The organism is uncultured Acetatifactor sp. (genome assembly GCF_948601915.1).
Taxonomy (GTDB): Bacteria; Bacillota; Clostridia; order Lachnospirales; family Lachnospiraceae; genus Acetatifactor.
Genome location: NZ_CAPDXS010000115.1, coordinates 1 through 17,600, shown reverse-complemented (window position 1 = coordinate 17,600; position 17,600 = coordinate 1). Strand labels below are relative to the sequence as shown.

Here is a 17,600-nt window from a genome sequence, read left to right as displayed (position 1 = left end):
GGGGCTGTATGGGTATTTTTTGCTGACTTTTCTGTATGGGCTGTACCTAAGCGGGTGGAAATGGAAGGGCATAGGGAAAGTGTGGAAGCATCCGGGCCGGGCGGTGGCGGATTTCGTCCTCATGGAGGGCGAGGGGAACACGCTGATGAACATGGCCCTTATGGGGGCGCTCTGCACCACCTACATCTGTCTGGTAGGGGGCGACCTCTCCGGGCCGGTGGTGGGCGCTGTCCTGACGGCCTTCGGCTTCTCCGCCTTCGGTGCCCATGTGCGCAACTATCTGCCGGTGCTTGGCGGCGTGTTCCTGTCCACTTTCCTGAACCGCTTTTCGCTCACCACGCCCGGCGTGCAGCTGGCTTCCGTCTTTGCGGTGGGGCTGGCGCCCATCGCGGGCCGCTTCGGCATAGTGCCCGGAATCCTGGCCGGCATGCTCCACACGGCCATCGTCATGTGCACCTCCCAGATGTACGGAGGGCTGAACCTGTACAACAACGGCTTCAGCGCGGGCTGGGTGGCCATCATCATGGTGCCCGTCATAGAGAGCATCCTGATGGAATACGAGCGGCGGAAGCGCCCGGCTGGAGATCATAAACGCGTCTGAAAACCTTTCATATGGACGGTCAAGTCGCGAAAGCGCATGAGAGAAAATTTCATGAGTGTACTTTTGCAAGAAATTTTCTCTCCTGGGAGTGCGCTGAAGGGACTTGACCCTTTAGCGCTGTCGTGCAGCGACTTTAAAAGGAGAGAAGGAAAATGCTTGAGGAACAGAGGAAAATCGTAAGGATCACAGCGGAGCTGACCATGTTCTTCCTGGAGGTCGGGGCCGGGAACATCAGCTCCCATGTGGAGATCGAGGGCAGTGTGGGAAAGATAAACTTCCGCGCGGACTATCGCCCGGGCTGTGAGGAAAAGCTCAGGGAGATGGAAAAATGCCTCAGCGAGCAGCGAAACGACGGCATCGAGGACATCTACTGGGAGCTGGCGGGCAGCGGGAACCATGGGCAGACCAGCCAGCTGATGCTGGTGGGCATGATGGTGGACCGGGCGGAGGTCAGGGTGCAGGACGGCTTTGTGGATCTGACTTTGTATAAGGAGCTGCGGGAGTAGGGGAAGTGCTGGAAGGGAGGTGCGAAGGTGGCGAAAACATTTAATGTGACTGGTGCGTGCATACCGGAAGAGCATTATATGGTGGACATTCATGCGCGTTTGAAAGAGATAAAGGAACTGGTGGACGCCGGAAAATATTTTACGATCCACAGAGCCAGACAGTACGGAAAGACCACGACATTGCTGGCGCTCGAGCGTTTTCTGCAAAAGGAATACTATGTCGTGTCCATGGATTTCCAGACCTTTGGGAATGCAGAATTCAGCAATGAAAATACCTTTGCCCTTTCATTCAGCAGCTCCTTTGTAAGGATATTGAAAAGAGCGGTTCCGATTATGCCGAATCCATTGAAAGATATGATTGGTGAGCTCAGGAAGCAGGCTGAGGGCAGGGATCCGTTTTTGTCCTTAAAGACGCTTTTTGAATATTTGGGCGATATCTGTGGTGCATCTGACAAACCGATTGTATTGATGATAGATGAGGTCGATACCGCGAGCAACAATCAGGTTTTTCTGGATTTCCTCGCACAGCTTCGGGCCCTTTATATACGGCGGGCTGCGCAGCCATCCTTCCGGTCCGTGATTCTCTCCGGGGTGTATGACGTAAAGAACCTGAAGAGGAAGCTGTGCCCGGAGGATGGGCTGAAGGTAAACAGTCCATGGAACATCGCTGCTGATTTTAATGTGGACATGAGCCTTTCCCAGCAGGGGATAGCGGGGATGCTCTGTGAATACGAGGAAGATTTCAATACAGGGATGGATATCGGCAGGATGGCGGGAATGCTCCAGGAGTACACGGCGGGATATCCTTTTCTGGTGTCCAGGCTATGCCAGATGCTTGATGAGGTGGTATCCTGCCGGGGTGAATATGGCACAAAGGACGCGGCATGGACGGAAAGGGGATTCCTGGAAGCGTTGCGCATGCTCCTTTCGGAGAGGAATACCCTTTTTGAGTCCCTGAGCGAAAAACTGATAAGCTATCCGGAACTCGAGGCCATGTTGAAGGCTCTATTGTTTACCGGAAAGAATATCACATACAATTTTTATGAGCCTGCAATCAGCATCGCGACCATGTTCGGATTTGTTGCAGACCGGAACGGAATGCTTGTGATAGCGAACCGCATTTTTGACACATGGCTGTATAACTACTTCCTTTCGAATGCCGAGGTGAGAGGACTGGATATTTATAAGCTGTCCATGCAGGACAGGAACCAGTTCGTGACGAATGGCCGCCTGAATATGAGGCGGGTCCTGGAGAAGTTCGTTCTGCATTTCTCTGAACTGTATGGGGACAGGGGCGATTCCTTCTTGGAGGAAGAAGGAAGGAAATACTTTCTGCTCTACCTGCGCCCTATTATCAATGGGACAGGAAACTACTATGTGGAATCCAGGACCAGGGACTTACGGCGGACAGATGTAATCGTGGATTACCGCGGCGAGCAGTATGTGATTGAGATGAAGCTCTGGCACGGGGAAGAATATAACCGCCGTGGGGAGGAGCAGTTGGTGGGATATCTGAATGACTATAATCAGAACAAAGGCTATATGGTGAGTTTTAATTTCAATAAGAGCAAGCAGGTCGGCGTCCGGGAGATTGCGGTCGGAGACAAGATGCTGATTGAAGCTATGGTATGATGAAGCTTATATAATCTACCACATCCTCCGGTACTCCCCCGGCGCCACCCCCTCCACCTTCTTGAACACCCGGCTGAAGTACCCGGGCTCCGGGATGCCCACCTCCCGGCCCACGGCCTCCACGGTGAGGTCCGAGAAGCGCAGCAGCCGCTTGGCGCGGGTGACGCGGAGCTGGTCCAGGTATCCCAGCACCGTGACGCCGAACTGCTCCCGGAAGGTGCGGGAGAGGTAGAATTTGTTGATATAGAACTGGCCTGCCAGTTGGTCCAAGGTGATATGCTCCTGATAGTGTTCCTCCAGATAGGATTTGACGTACTGGAGGGACTGCTTTTTCGAGGAGGTCTGGGAGCGGTTCTCCGGGTGCCAGCTCTGGGCCATGACACAGGTCAGGAGGCAGGTGATCTTCTCATTGATGCGCATGTCCCGGATATAGTCCTCCGAGCCCGCCAGGGCCAGGAGCTCGGTGAGCAGGCCGGAGAAAGCGGAGGTGCCGTCTCCCTGGGCAATCACAGGCCCGCCGCCCCTCTGGACATATTTTTCGTAGATTCCGCCCATACTGGAACCATAGAAATGAATCCATTTCAATGACCACAGATTGTCTTCAGACGAGCTCTGCGCATAGGGCTTCCTGCAATCGATGAAAGCGCAGTCTCCGGGCAGGAGGGGGTAGGTCTGGCCCTCGTAGACCAGCTTTCCAGAGCCTGCCGCCACCAGGAAGAACAGGAAAGAGCGCAGCCCCTGGCGGCTGTTGACATGGGGCTTCAGGGCGCGCAGCTCCCCGGCCTCCTGCAGGTAGAGGAGGTTGGCCTTGGCAAAGGGGGAGGCTGTGTATATGATGCGGTTGGACTGGACGGAAGTTCCCTGGAACATGTGATCCATAGCTGTCCTCCTGTAAGCGGCTTCGTGACAGGGTGCCGGAAATAAGTCTATCACAAAAGTCAAGATTGTACAAGACTCCCGCAATATCCTGAATTGTAAAGGCAGGGGATTTTCCATATAATAATGGGACAGACTGGGCGCAGGATACGGCGCCCTGAAAGCACAGACCCCGAAAGGAGCAGATAAATATGGGAAAGACAGCACTGATCACAGGCATCACCGGACAGGACGGATCCTACCTGGCAGAGTTCCTCTTAGAGAAGGGCTATGCGGTGCACGGCATCATCCGCCGGGCCTCCCTGCCCAATACAGCCCGCATTGACCACCTGATCGCGGCCAGATCGATCACCCTCCACGAGGGCGATCTGTCGGATTCCTCCTCCCTGATTCGCGTCATCAATATCGTCCAGCCGGACGAGATCTATAACCTGGCGGCCCAGAGCCATGTGCAGGTGAGCTTCGACGTGCCGGAGTATTCCGGGGACGTGGACGCCATCGGCGTGCTGCGCATTTTGGAGGCGGTGCGCATCCTGGGGCTGATTGGAAAGACGAAGATTTACCAGGCATCCACCTCCGAGCTCTACGGCAAGGTGGAGGAGGTGCCCCAGAGCGAGACCACGCCCTTCCACCCCTACAGCCCTTACGCCGTGGCCAAGCAGTACGGCTTCTGGATCGTGAAGGAATACAGAGAGGCCTACGGCATGTTCGCCGCCAACGGCATCCTGTTCAACCATGAGTCCGAGCGCCGTGGCGAGAACTTCGTCACCCGCAAGATCACTTTGGCCGCCGGCCGCATCGCCGAGGGGGTGCAGGACCATCTGGAGCTGGGGAACCTGGAGTCCAAGAGGGACTGGGGCTATGCCAGGGACTATGTGGAATGCATGTGGCTGATTCTCCAGCAGGACAAGCCGGAGGACTTCGTCATCGCCACGGGCGTCCAGCACACGGTGCGGGACTTCACGGAGAAGGCCTTCGCCGCCAACGGCATCACTATCCGCTGGGAGGGAAGCGGCCTGGAGGAGAAGGGGTATGACGTCGCCACAGGCAAGATGTTAGTCTGCGTGAATCCCCAGTGGTTCCGGCCCACCGATGTGGACAACCTGTTGGGCGACCCCACCAAGGCGAGGACTGTGCTGGGATGGAATCCCCAGGCCACCAGCTATGAACGGCTGATAGAGATCATGGCAGAGCATGACAGGATTCTGGCCAGACGGGAGAAGGCCGTGTATATGGCAGGCTGCCGCTAGTGCACCGGTGCATGATTCCCGAGTGATCAGTGCTTGATGGCCGCACCAGGACAAGGCGGAGGACGACAACGCAGCACTGGGGTGGACAGCGAGTGCTGATTGCTCAAGGATTCATGCATCGGGGCACATGCCGCGGGGCTCTGCAACCTGGCCTTTTCGGGGGAGTGCCGCGGCGGCCATATCGGAATTCGTGAAGGAAATCTTATGAAAAAATTGACCAGGGATGAGATAAAGGAACGAGTGGAGAAAATCCGTCAGGGTCTTGGCGATGACGATGAGGTGAGCCTGTGGTTGGAAGAAATTTCAGCAAGTATCCCGAACTGCCAGGTCATCGGAACGATAATGGCCGGAAATGGCATCAGCGTGGATGAGATAGTAGACCGACTATACAGGCCGGATGTGATTTATCTGTAATATTACCAAAACGATTTTCCGCCCGAGAATGATTGGCTCAGCGGAAACTTTTTTGAAAAAGAGGATGTAAGAAGAGTAAGACATTAGAACAGAAAGGCATTATGATGGAAAAAAACGCGAAAATCTACGTGGCCGGGCACCGGGGCATGGTGGGCTCCGCCATCCTCCGGGAGCTGCGGCGCCAGGGCTACGAAAATATCATCACGCGCACCCACAGTGAGCTGGACCTGTGCCGCCAGCAGCAGGTGGAGGACTTCTTCGCCGCGGAAAAGCCGGAGTACGTGTTCCTGGCGGCGGCGAAAGTGGGGGGCATCGTGGCCAACCAGGAGGCTTTGGCGGACTTCATGTGGTTCAACATGACCCTGGAGATGAACGTCATCCACAGCGCCTGGCAGAACGGCTGCAAAAAACTGGAATTCCTGGGCTCCTCCTGCATCTATCCCCGGATGGCCCCCCAGCCCATGCCGGAGAGCTGCCTGCTGACAAGCGAGCTCGAGAAGACCAACGAGGCCTATGCCCTGGCCAAGATTTCCGGGCTGAAATACTGTGAGTTCCTGAACCGCCAGTACGGGACGGACTACATCTCTGTCATGCCCACGAATTTATACGGCCCCAATGACAACTACCATCCCACCCACAGCCATGTGCTGCCCGCGCTGATAAGGCGGTTCCACGAGGCAAAGGAGCAGGGGCTTCCATACGTCACCTGCTGGGGGGACGGCTCGCCCCTGCGGGAATTCCTCTACGTGGACGACCTGGCCAACCTGTGCGTGTTCCTCATGAACCATTACAGCGGCAACGAGACCGTCAACGCAGGCACCGGCAAGGAGCTGACCATCAAAGCGCTCACCGAGCTGGTGGCGAAGGTCATCGGCTACACCGGGGAGATCCGCTGGGATGCCAGCAAGCCAAACGGCACCCCCAGAAAGCTCCTGGACGTGTCCAAGGCCACGGGGTTAGGCTGGACTTACCGCACGGAGCTGGAGGAGGGCATCCGGCTGTCCTATGAGGATTTCCTGAGCAATCCCATGCGGGCGGAGCGATAGTGCACTGGTGCAGCAACTGTCGGAACGTTTTTGGTTTCGGCAGTTGTTTTAGGTTGGGTAAGACTGGATTCGCTCCGGAAGCGATTTTCTCCTTGACAAACCCCCATTTCCTGCACTATAATCCTATCCATATAGAGTGGCTGTGAAGAGGGATAGTACAGCTTTCGGAAGCATTCCAGAGAGAGGGCGTGGCATGTCCGATCCGCATTGCGGAGGGCGGTGAAGGCATGCGGCTGGGAGGCCCTTATGCGGAGGAGCTGGAACCTGCCTCGGAGCTCCGCGCGAGGCCTGTGGGAGGACAAAAAGCCCGCAGCGGGCGAAAGTGCGGCGCAGGCCTGCGTTAAGGGCATGAGAGATGGGCGCATTTGCGTCAATTAGGGTGGTACCGCCGGATTTTCGGTCCCTTGTGGGATGGAAGTCCGGCGTTTTTTGTGCGGCAACATCCCAGGCAGCGTGAAAATTCGCTGCGGAACTGGAAAACAGCATCTGCCCGGATGAGTGCCCATAGGATGAACGGACGCATGTCCTTGCGGCCGGAAACCCTGTGCAGTAACTGGTACTGACAGGGCAGCTGCGGAACTGGTACAATAGAAAGCAGGCTTTCTATTGTCATGAATCAGGAGGAAAGAAAAATGGCAGACAAGAAAATGGTAGAAGAGATTACATCCATGGACGTGGATTTCGCCCAGTGGTACACGGATGTGGTAAAGAAAGCGGAGCTGATCGACTACACCTCCGTAAAGGGATGCATGGTGATCAAGCCCGCGGGCTACGCGATATGGGAGCTGATCCAGAGGCAGCTTGACGAGCGCTTCAAGGCCGCAGGGGTGGAGAACGTCTACCTCCCCATGTTCATCCCGGAGTCCCTGCTGCAGAAAGAAAAAGACCACGTAGAGGGCTTCGCCCCGGAGGTGGCCTGGGTGACCCACGGCGGCTTGCAGCCCCTCCAGGAGCGGCTCTGCGTGCGCCCCACCTCGGAGACCCTGTTCTGCGATTTCTATAAAAACGACGTCCACTCCTACCGTGACCTCCCCAGGGTCTACAACCAGTGGTGCTCGGTGGTGCGCTGGGAGAAGGAGACCAGGCCCTTCCTGCGCTCCCGGGAATTCCTCTGGCAGGAGGGCCATACCGCCCATGCCACGGAGGAAGAGGCCCAGGAGAGGACCATCCGGATGCTGAACGTATACGCGGACTTCTGCGAGGAGGTGCTCGCCATACCGGTGATAAAAGGGCGCAAGACCGATAAGGAGAAATTCGCCGGAGCCGTCGCCACCTACACCATCGAGGCCCTGATGCACGACGGCAAGGCCCTGCAGTCCGGCACCAGCCACAACTTCGGGGACGGCTTCGCCAAAGCCTTCGGCATCCAGTTTGCGGACAGGGACAACACATTGAAATACGTCCATCAGACCTCCTGGGGATTGAGCACCCGTCTGATCGGCGGCATCATCATGGTGCACGGCGACAACGAGGGCCTGGTGATGCCTCCTAAGGTAGCCCCCATGCAGGTGTGCATCGTGCCCATTCAGCAGAAGAAGGAAGGGGTGTTGGAGAAAGCCTACGAGCTCCGGGACAGGCTGAAGGGCGGCTTCCGGGTGAAGGTGGACGACACGGACAAGAGCCCTGGCTGGAAGTTTGCCGAGGCGGAGATGCGCGGCTACCCTGTCCGCATCGAGATCGGCCCCAAGGACATAGAGGCCGGAAAGTGCGTCCTCGTCCGCAGGGACACCCGTGAGAAGATTGAGGTGAGCTTAGACGAGCTGGAGGCAGAGGTGGGCGGACTGCTGGACACCATTCAGCGGGAGATGCTGGAGCGCGCCAGGGCCCATCGGGAGGAGAACACCTTCACGGCCGTGGGCATGGAGGAGTTCGAGAAGATATTCAACGAGAGATCTGGCTTCGTCAAGGCTATGTGGTGCGGGGACGAGGCATGTGAGAACGTGATCAAGGAAAAGCTCAGCGTCACCAGCCGCTGCATGCCCTTCGAACAGGAGCATATCGCGGACACCTGCGTGTGCTGCGGCAGGCCCGCCAAGAAGATGGTGTACTGGGGCAGGGCTTATTAAATACCAGGACCGGGGCGCATATGCCGGAGCCCCATCGCCCATGCACAGCCTCGTAGTCTGTGTACGCCGGTAGCCATGGCTGTGCGGACATAAAAGCCATGGAGCATATCCGGGCGGATGGGGAACAGGTCCGGCGAGCGCCGCCATATTGATTCAGGAGAGGATTGAGGAGAGAAAGAGAATATGAAAAATGAGACCTACAAAATAGAACTGCCCGGTTCCCAGCCCTGTGCGAAGCTGGTCACCTACATCCAGGACGATTCCGCGGAGATCGGCATCGCGACCAGGCCTCTGGTGCTGGTCTGCCCCGGCGGCGGATACGCCATGACCTCGGACCGGGAGGCGGAGCCGCTGGCCCTGCAGTTCCTGGCCATGGGATACCATGCGGCCGTGCTGCGCTATTCCGTGGCACCCGCGGTGTTCCCCATGGCCCTGTGCGAGCTGGCCTGGAGCGTGGGCCTGATCAGGGAGCATGCAGAGGAGTGGCATGTGAACCCCGAGCAGATCATCGTGCTGGGCTGCTCCGCCGGAGGCCACCTGGTGGCGTCCCTGGGCGTGTTCTGGAACAGGGATTTCCTGGCGAAGGCATTGGGCGCGGAGGGAGGCGACCGCAGGCATTGGAGGCCCGACGGCCTGATTCTGTGCTATCCTGTCATCACCTCCGGCGAATACGCCCACAGAGGCTCCTTCGAAAATCTGATCGGGGACAGCGAGGCGGAGATCTCCGCTCTGCTGGGGGCACCCGCGGTGGAGGCGCTGTCTTTGGAGAACCAGGTGAGCGGCGACACGCCTCCCACATTCCTCTGGCACACCTATACGGACGACTGTGTGCCGGTGGAGAATTCGGTTATGTTCGTAAACGGGATGTGCCGGGCAAAAGTGCCCTCGGAGCTCCATGTGTACCCTGTGGGCGGCCACGGGCTGTCCCTTGCCAACCAGCTCACCCAGGGACAGGGGGGCACTGCCATCCAGGAGGAGTGCGCTTCCTGGATTGCCCTGGCCCACACCTGGATTGAGGCGCAATATGGCATAAGAACGGCTGAGGCCTCCGCTTAAGGCTTATTTTTGGAAGCAGGACAGAGAGCTTCGCAGCCGTGGGAAGGAATCTGGATGAACTATGTGGTATTGGATCTGGAATGGAACCAGGCAAACGGGATCACGGAACACGAGGTGCCTGCCATTCCCTTTGAAATCATAGAGATCGGCGCGGTGAAGCTGCACACCGTCCCCTGCGGACAGCCGGGCGACGGCGGCAGCCCTGCCGGGGACGGGAATTCCGGCAGCGGCGGAGGACCTGTAAAGGATCGGAGTACGAAGAAAGAAGACGGAGGCGTAGGCAACGGCGCGTTCCTCATAGAAAGGGCAGGAGAATTCAACCAGCTCATCAGGCCGTCTGTGTACCATGAGATGAATCAGGCCACCGGCCGCCTGATTCATCTGCGGATGAAGGAGCTGAAGAAAGGCCGGCCCTTTCCCGAGGTGGCGGAGGCGTTCTTTGCCTGGTGCGGGGAGGAGGAGTACCGCTTCTGCAGCTGGGGCAGCGCGGATCTGACGGAGCTGCAGCGGAACATGGAGCACTATCACATGGAGCCACTGGCGGACGGCCCCCTGGCCTACCTGGACGTGCAGAAGCTGTTCAGCATCGCCTATGAGGACGGGAAGAGCAGGAAATCCCTGGAATACGCCGTGGACTTCCTGGAGCTGGAGAAGGACATCCCCTTCCACAGGGCCTTTGCCGACGCCCATTACACGGCGAAGATCCTGGCCAGGATTCTGGCGGAGAAGCCCGCGGCGCTGCGGAACCTCTCCTACGATGTGTTCCACCCGCCGAAGGACAGGAAATCCGAGCTGAAGGTACAGTTCGACAATTACGCAAAATACATTTCCAGGGAATTCGACACCAAGGAGGAGGCTCTGGAGGACAGGGAGGTGGCATCCAGCAAATGCTACCTCTGCCGCAGGAACCTGCGCAAGAAGATTAGGTGGTTTTCGCCGGGAGGGAAGCATTACGTCTGCCTGGCCTACTGCGAGAAGCACGGCTACCTGAAGGGGAAGATCAGGATTCGGAAATCCCCCGCCGGGAAGGTCTATGTGGTAAAGACTACGAAGCTGATTTCGGACGAGGACGCGGAGGCGCTGAAGGCCCGCAGGGAGCATGCAAGCGATGTGCACAGGAAGCGGGTCCAAAGGAAAAGCCGCGGGACAAAGGAGAGGCCATGACTAGAAGTCAGGGCCTCTGTGTTTTCTGGAGCCACGCCTTCTGTGGCGGTTGCGCTTCCGCCATCCCCGTCTGCCGCTCCGGGGAGAGAAATTATAGTTCTTGAGGATCAGGTGGACGATGAGCCATAGAAGCAGCAGACCTGCCAGTACGGCGGCGCCTATGAGAAGAAACCTCACATTGACGAATATGACAGAATCGTCGCCGCCATTTTGGTCGGGCGCGGCGGCCCCCTCCTCCCCTTCCATATCAAAGATACTGGGCTCCTGGCTGTCCGCGTTGAAATCCACCCGGACGGTGCCCAAGGGCACCTCCTGATAAGAATAGGAGATTACCGCCGCCTGGCTCTCATCCGCCGCCTCGTAGGAGATGGAGGAAGAGACCTCCTCGAAGGGAATCGTCCGGGGCAGGACGATGAAATCCTCTTTATTTAAGGAAAGGAAGGGCCGGGAGCTGCCGAAGATGTCGTTGCCGCTGTAGAATAGCCCGGTGTTGTCGATATTGTATTTCGTCTCCGTCTGAGCCACGTTCACCCGCTCGAAATTGGAGAAGCCGTACTCGAAGAGAGAGATGGTGTCCTCGTAGTGGTTGGGGGCCTCGTCCCGCATCACCACGCAGATCAGCTTCAGTCCGTCCTTCTCCGCGCAGGACACCAGGCAGCTCCTGGCATCGTCCGTGTAGCCGGTCTTGCAGCCCACGATGTATTCATAGGCATAGGTTCCGCCGGGGATAATCTCCATGTGGTTGTTCTCCAGCTTCCCCTGGGGCAGCTTGTCCGTAGCCGGGAAGTCGATCCGGGGGGACAGGGTGATTTTGCACAGCATCTCGTTGGCGAAGAAGGCCCTGCCGATCATGGCCAGGTCATAGGCCGTGGTATAATGGTCCTCGTCCGGCAGGCCGTTAGGGTTGATGAAATGGGTGTTCAGGCAGCCCAGCTCCCCGGCCCGCTCATTCATGATGTCCGAGAAGACCTGCCAGTCCGTGGTGCCCGTGATGTGCTCCGCCACCGCATAGCACACCTCATTGGCGGAGCGGATCAGGATGGCGTTCAGGCACTGCTCCATGGTCAGTTCCTGCCCCACGTCCATGGCGATGTGGCTGCTGTCCCAGGGCGTGTCGAAGACAGCATCGTGGGAAAATGTCACGATCTCATCCATCTGGCACCGCTCCGCGGCAATCAGGGTGGTGAGGATCTTGGTGGTGCTGGCGGGGTATTCCCGCTGGTGGATATTCTTCGCATAGAGGATGGTGCCTGTCTGGAGCTCCATCAAAATGGCGGACTCCGCCCCCACCACAGGGCCAGCGGGCCAGTTGGGCACCTCGTTGGACTGGACGGGCAGGGCGCGGTTGGCTGCAAGAAGCAGCTCCGCGGCGGAAGGGGCCTGGGCCTCCACAGGGAGGGCAGGGGCCAGGGCCAGACTGCCGGCGCAGAGGACGGCAGCGAAAAGCCGGATATATTTATGGAAAAGTTTAGCGGACATCTGTCAACCTCGCATCTATTCATTCACATCTAAAGATTCCTGCATCATGCTCCCATTATAGGTTTTGGATAATAGTATCTTGTGTGTGCAGTATAGATTCTATTATACACCATTCTCCTCAAAAACCAAAGGGAGAAATTGCGGTACATGCAACTTAAGGGCGAAAAAACGCAGCTCACCGCCGATTGCTTGCACGGAGCGCCCTTTTATGCTTTCCTATAAGTACAGAAACGGGCAGACAGGAGGAGACGATATGGAACCGGTCATAAAGGTCAGCGGACTCAAAAAAACTTTCCAGCAGGTCAAGGCGGTGGACGGCATCGACTTCCAGGTGGAGCAGGGGGAGCTGTTCGGCTTCCTGGGGGTGAACGGAGCGGGGAAGTCCACCACCATCAACATGCTGTGCACCCTGCTGGCACCCACGGCAGGGGAGGCGGCGGTCTGCGGGCACAGGCTGGGCAGGGAGGATGAAGCCATCCGGCGCCAGATCGGGGTGGTATGGCAGAACAACTGCCTGGACAACAAGCTGACCGTACAGGAGAACCTGACCGTCAGGGGCTCCCTGTACGGCCTGAAGGGCGGGAGGCTTAAGGAAAGCATAGGCAGAGTGGGCGAGAAGCTGGGGCTTTTGCCGCTGTTCGGCAGACGGTATGAGCATCTCTCCGGGGGGCAGAAGCGGCGCTGCGAAATCGGGGCCGCCCTGGTGAACACGCCCAGGCTCCTGTTCCTGGACGAACCCACCACCGGGCTGGATCCAGCCACCAGACAGACGGTCTGGGAGAGCCTGGAGGAGCTGCGCCAGGAAGGGGTCACCGTCTTCCTGACCACCCACTACATGGAGGAGGCCGCCCGGGCCACCCATATCGCCGTCATGGACAGTGGAAAGATTCGGGAGACGGGAACGCCCTTTTCGCTGAAGGAGCGCTTTGCCAGAGACCGGCTCCTGCTGGTCCCCAGGGAGGGGAAGCGCGGGGAGATGGCGGAGCTTCTGGCCAGGCACCGGGGGGCCCCTGGCGGCGTGGGAGGAAAGGAGGGCTGCCTGGCGGCGGAAGAAGCCGATGGGGGGACATTCGTGGTGACCCTGCAGGATAGCCTGGCCGCCATCCCGATTCTCCGGGAGGCGGAGCACTGCCTCCAGGGCTTCGAACTGGTACAGGGCTCCATGGATGACGTATTTTTGAACATAACAGGTAAAGCACTGGAAAAACAGGGGGGAGAATCATGAAGGAAATCGGATATCTGGTAAAAAGGAACAGCCTGCTGTTCTTAAGGGAGCGCTCCGCAGTGTTCTTCTCGCTGCTGTCCATGCTCATTGTGCTGGCGCTGATGGTGATATTCCTGGGGCGGATGAACAGCCAGACTCTGGTGGACCTGCTCTCGGAATGGGGTGGGGAGAGGGATCTGGCGGCGGATGAAAGGAATGCGGCCTATCTGATCCAGCTCTGGACCCTGGCGGGGATCCTGGTGGTCAATGCGGTGACGGTGACCCTCACGGTGACGGGGATCATGGTGCAGGACGAGACGGAGAAGCGGCTGGCGGCGTTCTATGTGACGCCGGTGAGCAGGCTGAAGCTCTCCCTGGGCTATATCCTGTCCGCATGGCTGGTGGGGACGGGGATGTGTCTGCTGACCCTGGCGGCGGGGGAGGGGTATTTCGCCCTCCGGGGATACGGGCTGCTGGGGGCGGGGAGCGTGCTTGCGCTTGGGGGCATGATTGCCCTGAACACCTTCGTCTTCGCCACAATTGCGTACCTGTTCGCGCTGTCCGTCCACAACAGCAGCGCCTGGAGCGGCCTGCTGACGATCGTCGGCACGCTGGTGGGCTTCGTGGGAGGGATCTATCTGCCCATGGATTCTCTGTCCGCCCCGGTACAGTCAGCCCTGAAGTGCCTGCCCGTGCTCCACGGCGCGTCCATGATGCGGGAGGTCTGCACGGAGGAGGCCATCGTGGAAACCTTTGCGGGAATGCCCCAGGGGGCGGAGGATATCTTCCGGGAGGCCATGGGAATCAGCGTCATGGCAGGGGAGCATAAATTTTCCCCGGGAGAACAGGTGCTGATCCTGCTGCTTTATGCTATAATAGCCATTGTGGCCGGAGCGGCCCTGAGCAGGCGCAGGAAGCTGCGCTGAGAGAAGGCGGCCGAAAGCCCCGGGCAGGGATGTTTTGGGGGCAGATGCGAGTCAGGGGGACGGGAATGAAGATTACGATACAGGATTTGCCGGAGGGAGAAGAAGAGGAGATTGTCATCCGGTGCAGAGGCATGGACGAGCAGCTCCTGAAGCTGGTGTACGCCCTGCGGGCGGGGCGGGAGAAGCTCACCGTCTCCAGGCAGGAGCGGCTGTTTCGGATACTGCCGTCCGCGGTCTACTATTTTGAGGCCGTGGACAACAGGGTGTTCGCCTATCTGGAAAAGGAAGTCTACGAGACGAAGCTGAAGCTGTACGAGCTGGAGGAGCGGCTGGCTGGCACAGATTTCTTCCGGGCCTCCAAGTCTACGGTGATCAACCTGGCCAAGGTGGAGAGCCTGAGCCCCGCCTTCAACGGACGCTTTGAGGCGGCCATGAAAAACGGGGAGAAGCTGATCGTCTCCCGGCAGTATGTGCCGGTTCTGAAGGAAAAACTGGGATTATAGGCCCGCGCGGAGGAGCGATATGAGAAAAATACGGTTTCTATTCAATGCGTTTTCCAGGGTGACGGCCTGCGTGGTGATTGCCGTGGCGGCGTTCACCACGATCCTGGAGCCCACCGACACGGTGGAGACGGCTGTCCTGTGGCAGATTCCGGCGGTGTCCGCCCTGTGCGCCCTGACCTGCCTGATCTATCCCTGGGACAGGACATTAGGAAAGGCGGAGATGGGAATCCGCACCCTGATCCACTACCTTCTGATCAACGGAATCGTGCTGGGGGCAGGCTTCTGGTTCCACTGGTACCGGATCGACCGGATCCAGAGCATAGCAGCCATGCTCATCACTATAGCCCTGATCTTCGCCCTGGTATCGGCCGTCACCTGGGCACAGAGGGCGGAGGAGGCGAAGCGGATGAACGAAAGGCTCAGGGAATACCAGGAGAAAAAGGCAAAGGGTGAAATCATGGATTGACAAGCATCCGATTTTACAGTACATTTATAGTTAGAAGGAACAGAAGATTCCTGACAGGGAGTATAGGAGATGAGGCTGCGCAATATTACGGGCTCCAGGGAGGCGATTGCCGGGAGCCCTTATGTGGTGCCGGAGGCGCTGATGTGCCAGTGCCCCGGCAGATGGAGAGAGATGTTCGGAAATGGAAATCCTATCCACATCGAAATCGGTATGGGAAAGGGGAAATTCATCCATACTATGGCTAAGGGACATCCCCACATCAACTACGTGGGCATCGAGAAATACTCCAGCGTCCTGATTCGGGCCGTCCACAAGATGGAGGCGGAGGAGCTGCCGAACCTGAAGTTCCTACGGATGGACGCGGAGGACATCGGGAAGGTCTTCGGGGCGGGGGAGGTGGACAGGATCTACCTGAACTTCTCTGATCCCTGGCCCAAGGACAGGCATGCCAAGCGAAGGCTCCCCTCCCGCCAGTTCCTGGCCCGCTTCCGTGTGATTTTGAAGCCTGGCAGCAGGCTGGAGTTCAAGACGGACAACAGGGAGCTGTTCGATTTCGCCCTGGAGGAGCTTTCGCCCGCGGGGTGGGCGGCCGACCAGGTGACCTATGACCTCCACAGCGATCCGCGTCTGATGGAGGGGAACGTGATGACGGAGTACGAGGAGAAGTTCTCATGTCTGGGGAACCCTATCTGCAAGTACATCTCCCGTCCCGGGCAGTGAACGGAATCGGGATGTCCATATGCGGGAGGAAGGTTCGCGGGACAGCGCGGAGATTCCGGGACAGGCGAAGGGGAAATCCCATAGAACAGCCCGGGCGGAGGCGGCTGGGGGGCAGACGGCGGGCAGGCCTGCGGTGCGGAAGACAGTCAGGAAGATGATAACGGCGCACCGGAAGGGTGCAGAAAAGAGGTAGAATCATGGAATACAAATTTACGGCGGACAATTTCGACGCGGAGGTACTGCAGGCATCCGAGCCCGTGCTGGTGGACTTCTATGCGGACTGGTGCAATCCCTGCAGGATGATGGGTCCGGTGGTGGCCAGGATGGCGGAGGCCTTTGAGGGGCGGCTCAAGGTGGGGAAATGCAATATCGACGAAAATATGCAGTTAGCCCAGACTTACCGCATCTCCAGCATCCCGGCCTTCGTGGTCTTCAAGGGGGGAAAGCCTGTGGCCAACTATGTGGGCGCCATGTCGGCGGCGGATTTCCAGGCAAAGATTGAGCAGGTGCTGGCGTGATATGAGCAGAGAGAACATGGTATATGAGGGGAAGAGGACGCTGGCCTGCATCGTGGCATCACTGATGTACGCCATCGGCGTGAACCTGTTCGTGGTGCCCGCCCAGTTGTATTCGGGCGGGCTCATGGGCATCTGCCAGGTGATCAGGACGCTGCTGGTGGAATATCTGCACATGAATTTCCACAGCTTCGACATCGCGGGTATCATCTACTACATCATCAATGTGCCCATCTTCATCATCGCCTTTACCAGGATGGGGCGGAAGTTCTTCGCGAAGACCCTGGTCACCGTCACGGCCATGACGGTGTTTTTGTCCGTGGTGCCCATCGTGCAGGTGGTGGACGATACCGTGGCGGCCTGCGTGGTGGGAGGCATCGTTTCCGGCGCCGGAATCGGCATCATCCTGCGGATGGCGTCCTCCGGCGGCGGGCTGGACGTGGTGGGCGTGCTGCTCACCAAGTGGCGGCGGGACTTCAGCGTGGGGAAGGTGTACCTGATCGTGAATCTGTCCCTGTACATCATCTGCCTTTTCCTGTTCGACATTGAGATCGTGGTGTACTCCGTGATCTTCGCCTCGGTGCATTCCCTGGCCATAGACAAGGTACATATCCAGAACATCAACGTGGAGGCCAATATCATCACCAAGCTGAACAATGTGGATCTGGAGAAGGCGATCATGGAGGAGATTGGCAGGGGCCTTACCAAGTGGACGACCTTGGGGGCCTATACTTACGAGCAGTCCCACATGCTCTACATCACCCTGTCCAAGTACGAGGTGTCCAGGCTCAAGGCTGTGGTGCACAAGTACGATCCTAACGCGTTCATCGTGATCAATGAGGGCGTGACCATAGACGGGAATTTCCTGAAGAAGCTGTAAAGTGTGAGAAGAAGTTCTAGGGCGCCAAAGGATGTCGCCCAAGAACTTCTGGGCTTGCAAGCGAATGAATTCGCTTTGCAAGCCGGTCTCACACAGAAGAATGCCCAAAATGCATGGGCATTCTTCCGGTCTTGCAGAGATTGTTTGTGCCGTTAGGAACGGCATTGCCGCTGGCGGCATGTGGGGAAGTGCATGATGTAGATAAAAACCTCCGGGGCAGCCGCCTGCGGAGGTTTTCTCTGTCGTGCGCCCGGCGGCGCACGTTTCCAACGGGTGCAAGTCCCGAATCCGCCCGG

General features: G+C 58.2%; 19 protein-coding genes. 17 read left to right on the top strand and 2 right to left on the bottom strand.

Going from position 1 to position 17,600, the window contains the following annotated elements:
- The 3 genes from Q2B33_RS17590 to Q2B33_RS17580 form a co-directional block, all read left to right on the top strand.
- On the top strand, positions 1-601 hold a 601-nt coding region (locus Q2B33_RS17590), incomplete at its 5' end, for a DUF1576 domain-containing protein (protein ID WP_300914128.1).
- Between the two features lie 152 nt (positions 602-753).
- Positions 754-1,107, top strand: coding sequence for a hypothetical protein (locus Q2B33_RS17585; RefSeq protein WP_300573283.1), 354 nt, complete (start codon positions 754-756; stop codon positions 1,105-1,107).
- 27 nt (positions 1,108-1,134) lie between these two features.
- Positions 1,135-2,739 (top strand): AAA-like domain-containing protein, encoded by a 1,605-nt coding sequence (locus tag Q2B33_RS17580; protein WP_300573280.1) that lies wholly within the window; start codon positions 1,135-1,137, stop codon positions 2,737-2,739.
- 15 nt (positions 2,740-2,754) lie between these two features.
- On the opposite strand, the gene Q2B33_RS17575 is transcribed toward Q2B33_RS17580, so the two are convergent.
- The gene (locus Q2B33_RS17575; protein ID WP_300573277.1) at positions 2,755-3,618 is read right to left on the bottom strand and encodes an AraC family transcriptional regulator; all 864 of its coding nucleotides are present in this window, start codon (positions 3,616-3,618) and stop codon (positions 2,755-2,757) included.
- 188 nt (positions 3,619-3,806) lie between these two features.
- On the opposite strand from Q2B33_RS17575, the gene gmd reads away from it, so the two are divergent.
- The 6 genes from gmd to Q2B33_RS17545 all read left to right on the top strand — a co-directional run bounded on the left by gmd (position 3,807) and on the right by Q2B33_RS17545 (position 10,611).
- Positions 3,807-4,865, top strand: a complete 1,059-nt coding sequence (gene gmd / locus Q2B33_RS17570) for a GDP-mannose 4,6-dehydratase (protein WP_300573274.1) — start codon at positions 3,807-3,809, stop codon at positions 4,863-4,865.
- A gap of 204 nt (positions 4,866-5,069) precedes the next feature.
- Positions 5,070-5,279, top strand: a complete 210-nt coding sequence (locus Q2B33_RS17565) for a hypothetical protein (RefSeq protein ID WP_296461108.1) — start codon at positions 5,070-5,072, stop codon at positions 5,277-5,279.
- A gap of 104 nt (positions 5,280-5,383) precedes the next feature.
- Positions 5,384-6,325 carry a GDP-L-fucose synthase gene (locus Q2B33_RS17560; RefSeq protein WP_334305368.1) on the top strand — a complete coding sequence of 314 codons (942 nt, stop codon included), beginning with the start codon at positions 5,384-5,386 and terminating at the stop codon, positions 6,323-6,325.
- Positions 6,326-6,957: 632 nt separating this feature from the next.
- Positions 6,958-8,391 carry a proline--tRNA ligase gene (proS, locus tag Q2B33_RS17555; RefSeq protein WP_300573266.1) on the top strand — a complete coding sequence of 478 codons (1,434 nt, stop codon included), beginning with the start codon at positions 6,958-6,960 and terminating at the stop codon, positions 8,389-8,391.
- 183 nt (positions 8,392-8,574) lie between these two features.
- Positions 8,575-9,447, top strand: a complete 873-nt coding sequence (locus tag Q2B33_RS17550; protein WP_300573264.1) for an alpha/beta hydrolase — start codon at positions 8,575-8,577, stop codon at positions 9,445-9,447.
- Between the two features lie 54 nt (positions 9,448-9,501).
- Positions 9,502-10,611 carry a 3'-5' exonuclease gene (locus Q2B33_RS17545; RefSeq protein ID WP_300573261.1) on the top strand — a complete coding sequence of 370 codons (1,110 nt, stop codon included), beginning with the start codon at positions 9,502-9,504 and terminating at the stop codon, positions 10,609-10,611.
- Here Q2B33_RS17545 and Q2B33_RS17540 read toward each other — a convergent pair whose 3' ends face one another.
- Positions 10,612-12,090 (bottom strand): D-alanyl-D-alanine carboxypeptidase family protein, encoded by a 1,479-nt coding sequence (locus Q2B33_RS17540; protein WP_300573258.1) that lies wholly within the window; start codon positions 12,088-12,090, stop codon positions 10,612-10,614.
- A 253-nt stretch (positions 12,091-12,343) separates the two neighbouring features.
- Between Q2B33_RS17540 and Q2B33_RS17535 the strand changes: the two genes are divergently transcribed.
- From Q2B33_RS17535 to Q2B33_RS17500, 8 genes are all read left to right on the top strand, one after another.
- Positions 12,344-13,315 carry an ABC transporter ATP-binding protein gene (locus Q2B33_RS17535; RefSeq protein WP_300573255.1) on the top strand — a complete coding sequence of 324 codons (972 nt, stop codon included), beginning with the start codon at positions 12,344-12,346 and terminating at the stop codon, positions 13,313-13,315.
- Positions 13,312-14,220 carry an ABC transporter permease gene (locus tag Q2B33_RS17530; RefSeq protein ID WP_300573252.1) on the top strand — a complete coding sequence of 303 codons (909 nt, stop codon included), beginning with the start codon at positions 13,312-13,314 and terminating at the stop codon, positions 14,218-14,220. The genes Q2B33_RS17535 and Q2B33_RS17530 overlap by 4 nt, the downstream gene beginning before the upstream one ends.
- 65 nt (positions 14,221-14,285) lie before the next feature.
- The gene (locus Q2B33_RS17525) at positions 14,286-14,723 is read left to right on the top strand and encodes a LytTR family DNA-binding domain-containing protein (protein WP_296461131.1); all 438 of its coding nucleotides are present in this window, start codon (positions 14,286-14,288) and stop codon (positions 14,721-14,723) included.
- Positions 14,724-14,742: 19 nt separating this feature from the next.
- Positions 14,743-15,189 carry a DUF3021 domain-containing protein gene (locus tag Q2B33_RS17520; RefSeq protein WP_300573248.1) on the top strand — a complete coding sequence of 149 codons (447 nt, stop codon included), beginning with the start codon at positions 14,743-14,745 and terminating at the stop codon, positions 15,187-15,189.
- Positions 15,190-15,258: 69 nt separating this feature from the next.
- Positions 15,259-15,909, top strand: coding sequence for a tRNA (guanosine(46)-N7)-methyltransferase TrmB (gene trmB, locus Q2B33_RS17515; RefSeq protein ID WP_300573243.1), 651 nt, complete (start codon positions 15,259-15,261; stop codon positions 15,907-15,909).
- A gap of 19 nt (positions 15,910-15,928) precedes the next feature.
- Entirely contained in the window at positions 15,929-16,102 is a 174-nt protein-coding gene (locus Q2B33_RS17510; RefSeq protein ID WP_300573240.1) for a hypothetical protein, read from the top strand.
- Positions 16,103-16,106: 4 nt separating this feature from the next.
- On the top strand, positions 16,107-16,427 hold the full coding sequence (trxA, locus tag Q2B33_RS17505; protein WP_300573237.1) for a thioredoxin: 321 nt from the start codon (positions 16,107-16,109) through the stop codon (positions 16,425-16,427).
- Position 16,428: 1 nt separating this feature from the next.
- The gene (locus Q2B33_RS17500) at positions 16,429-17,304 is read left to right on the top strand and encodes a YitT family protein (protein ID WP_300573234.1); all 876 of its coding nucleotides are present in this window, start codon (positions 16,429-16,431) and stop codon (positions 17,302-17,304) included.
- The last annotated feature ends 296 nt before the right edge of the window (positions 17,305-17,600 follow it).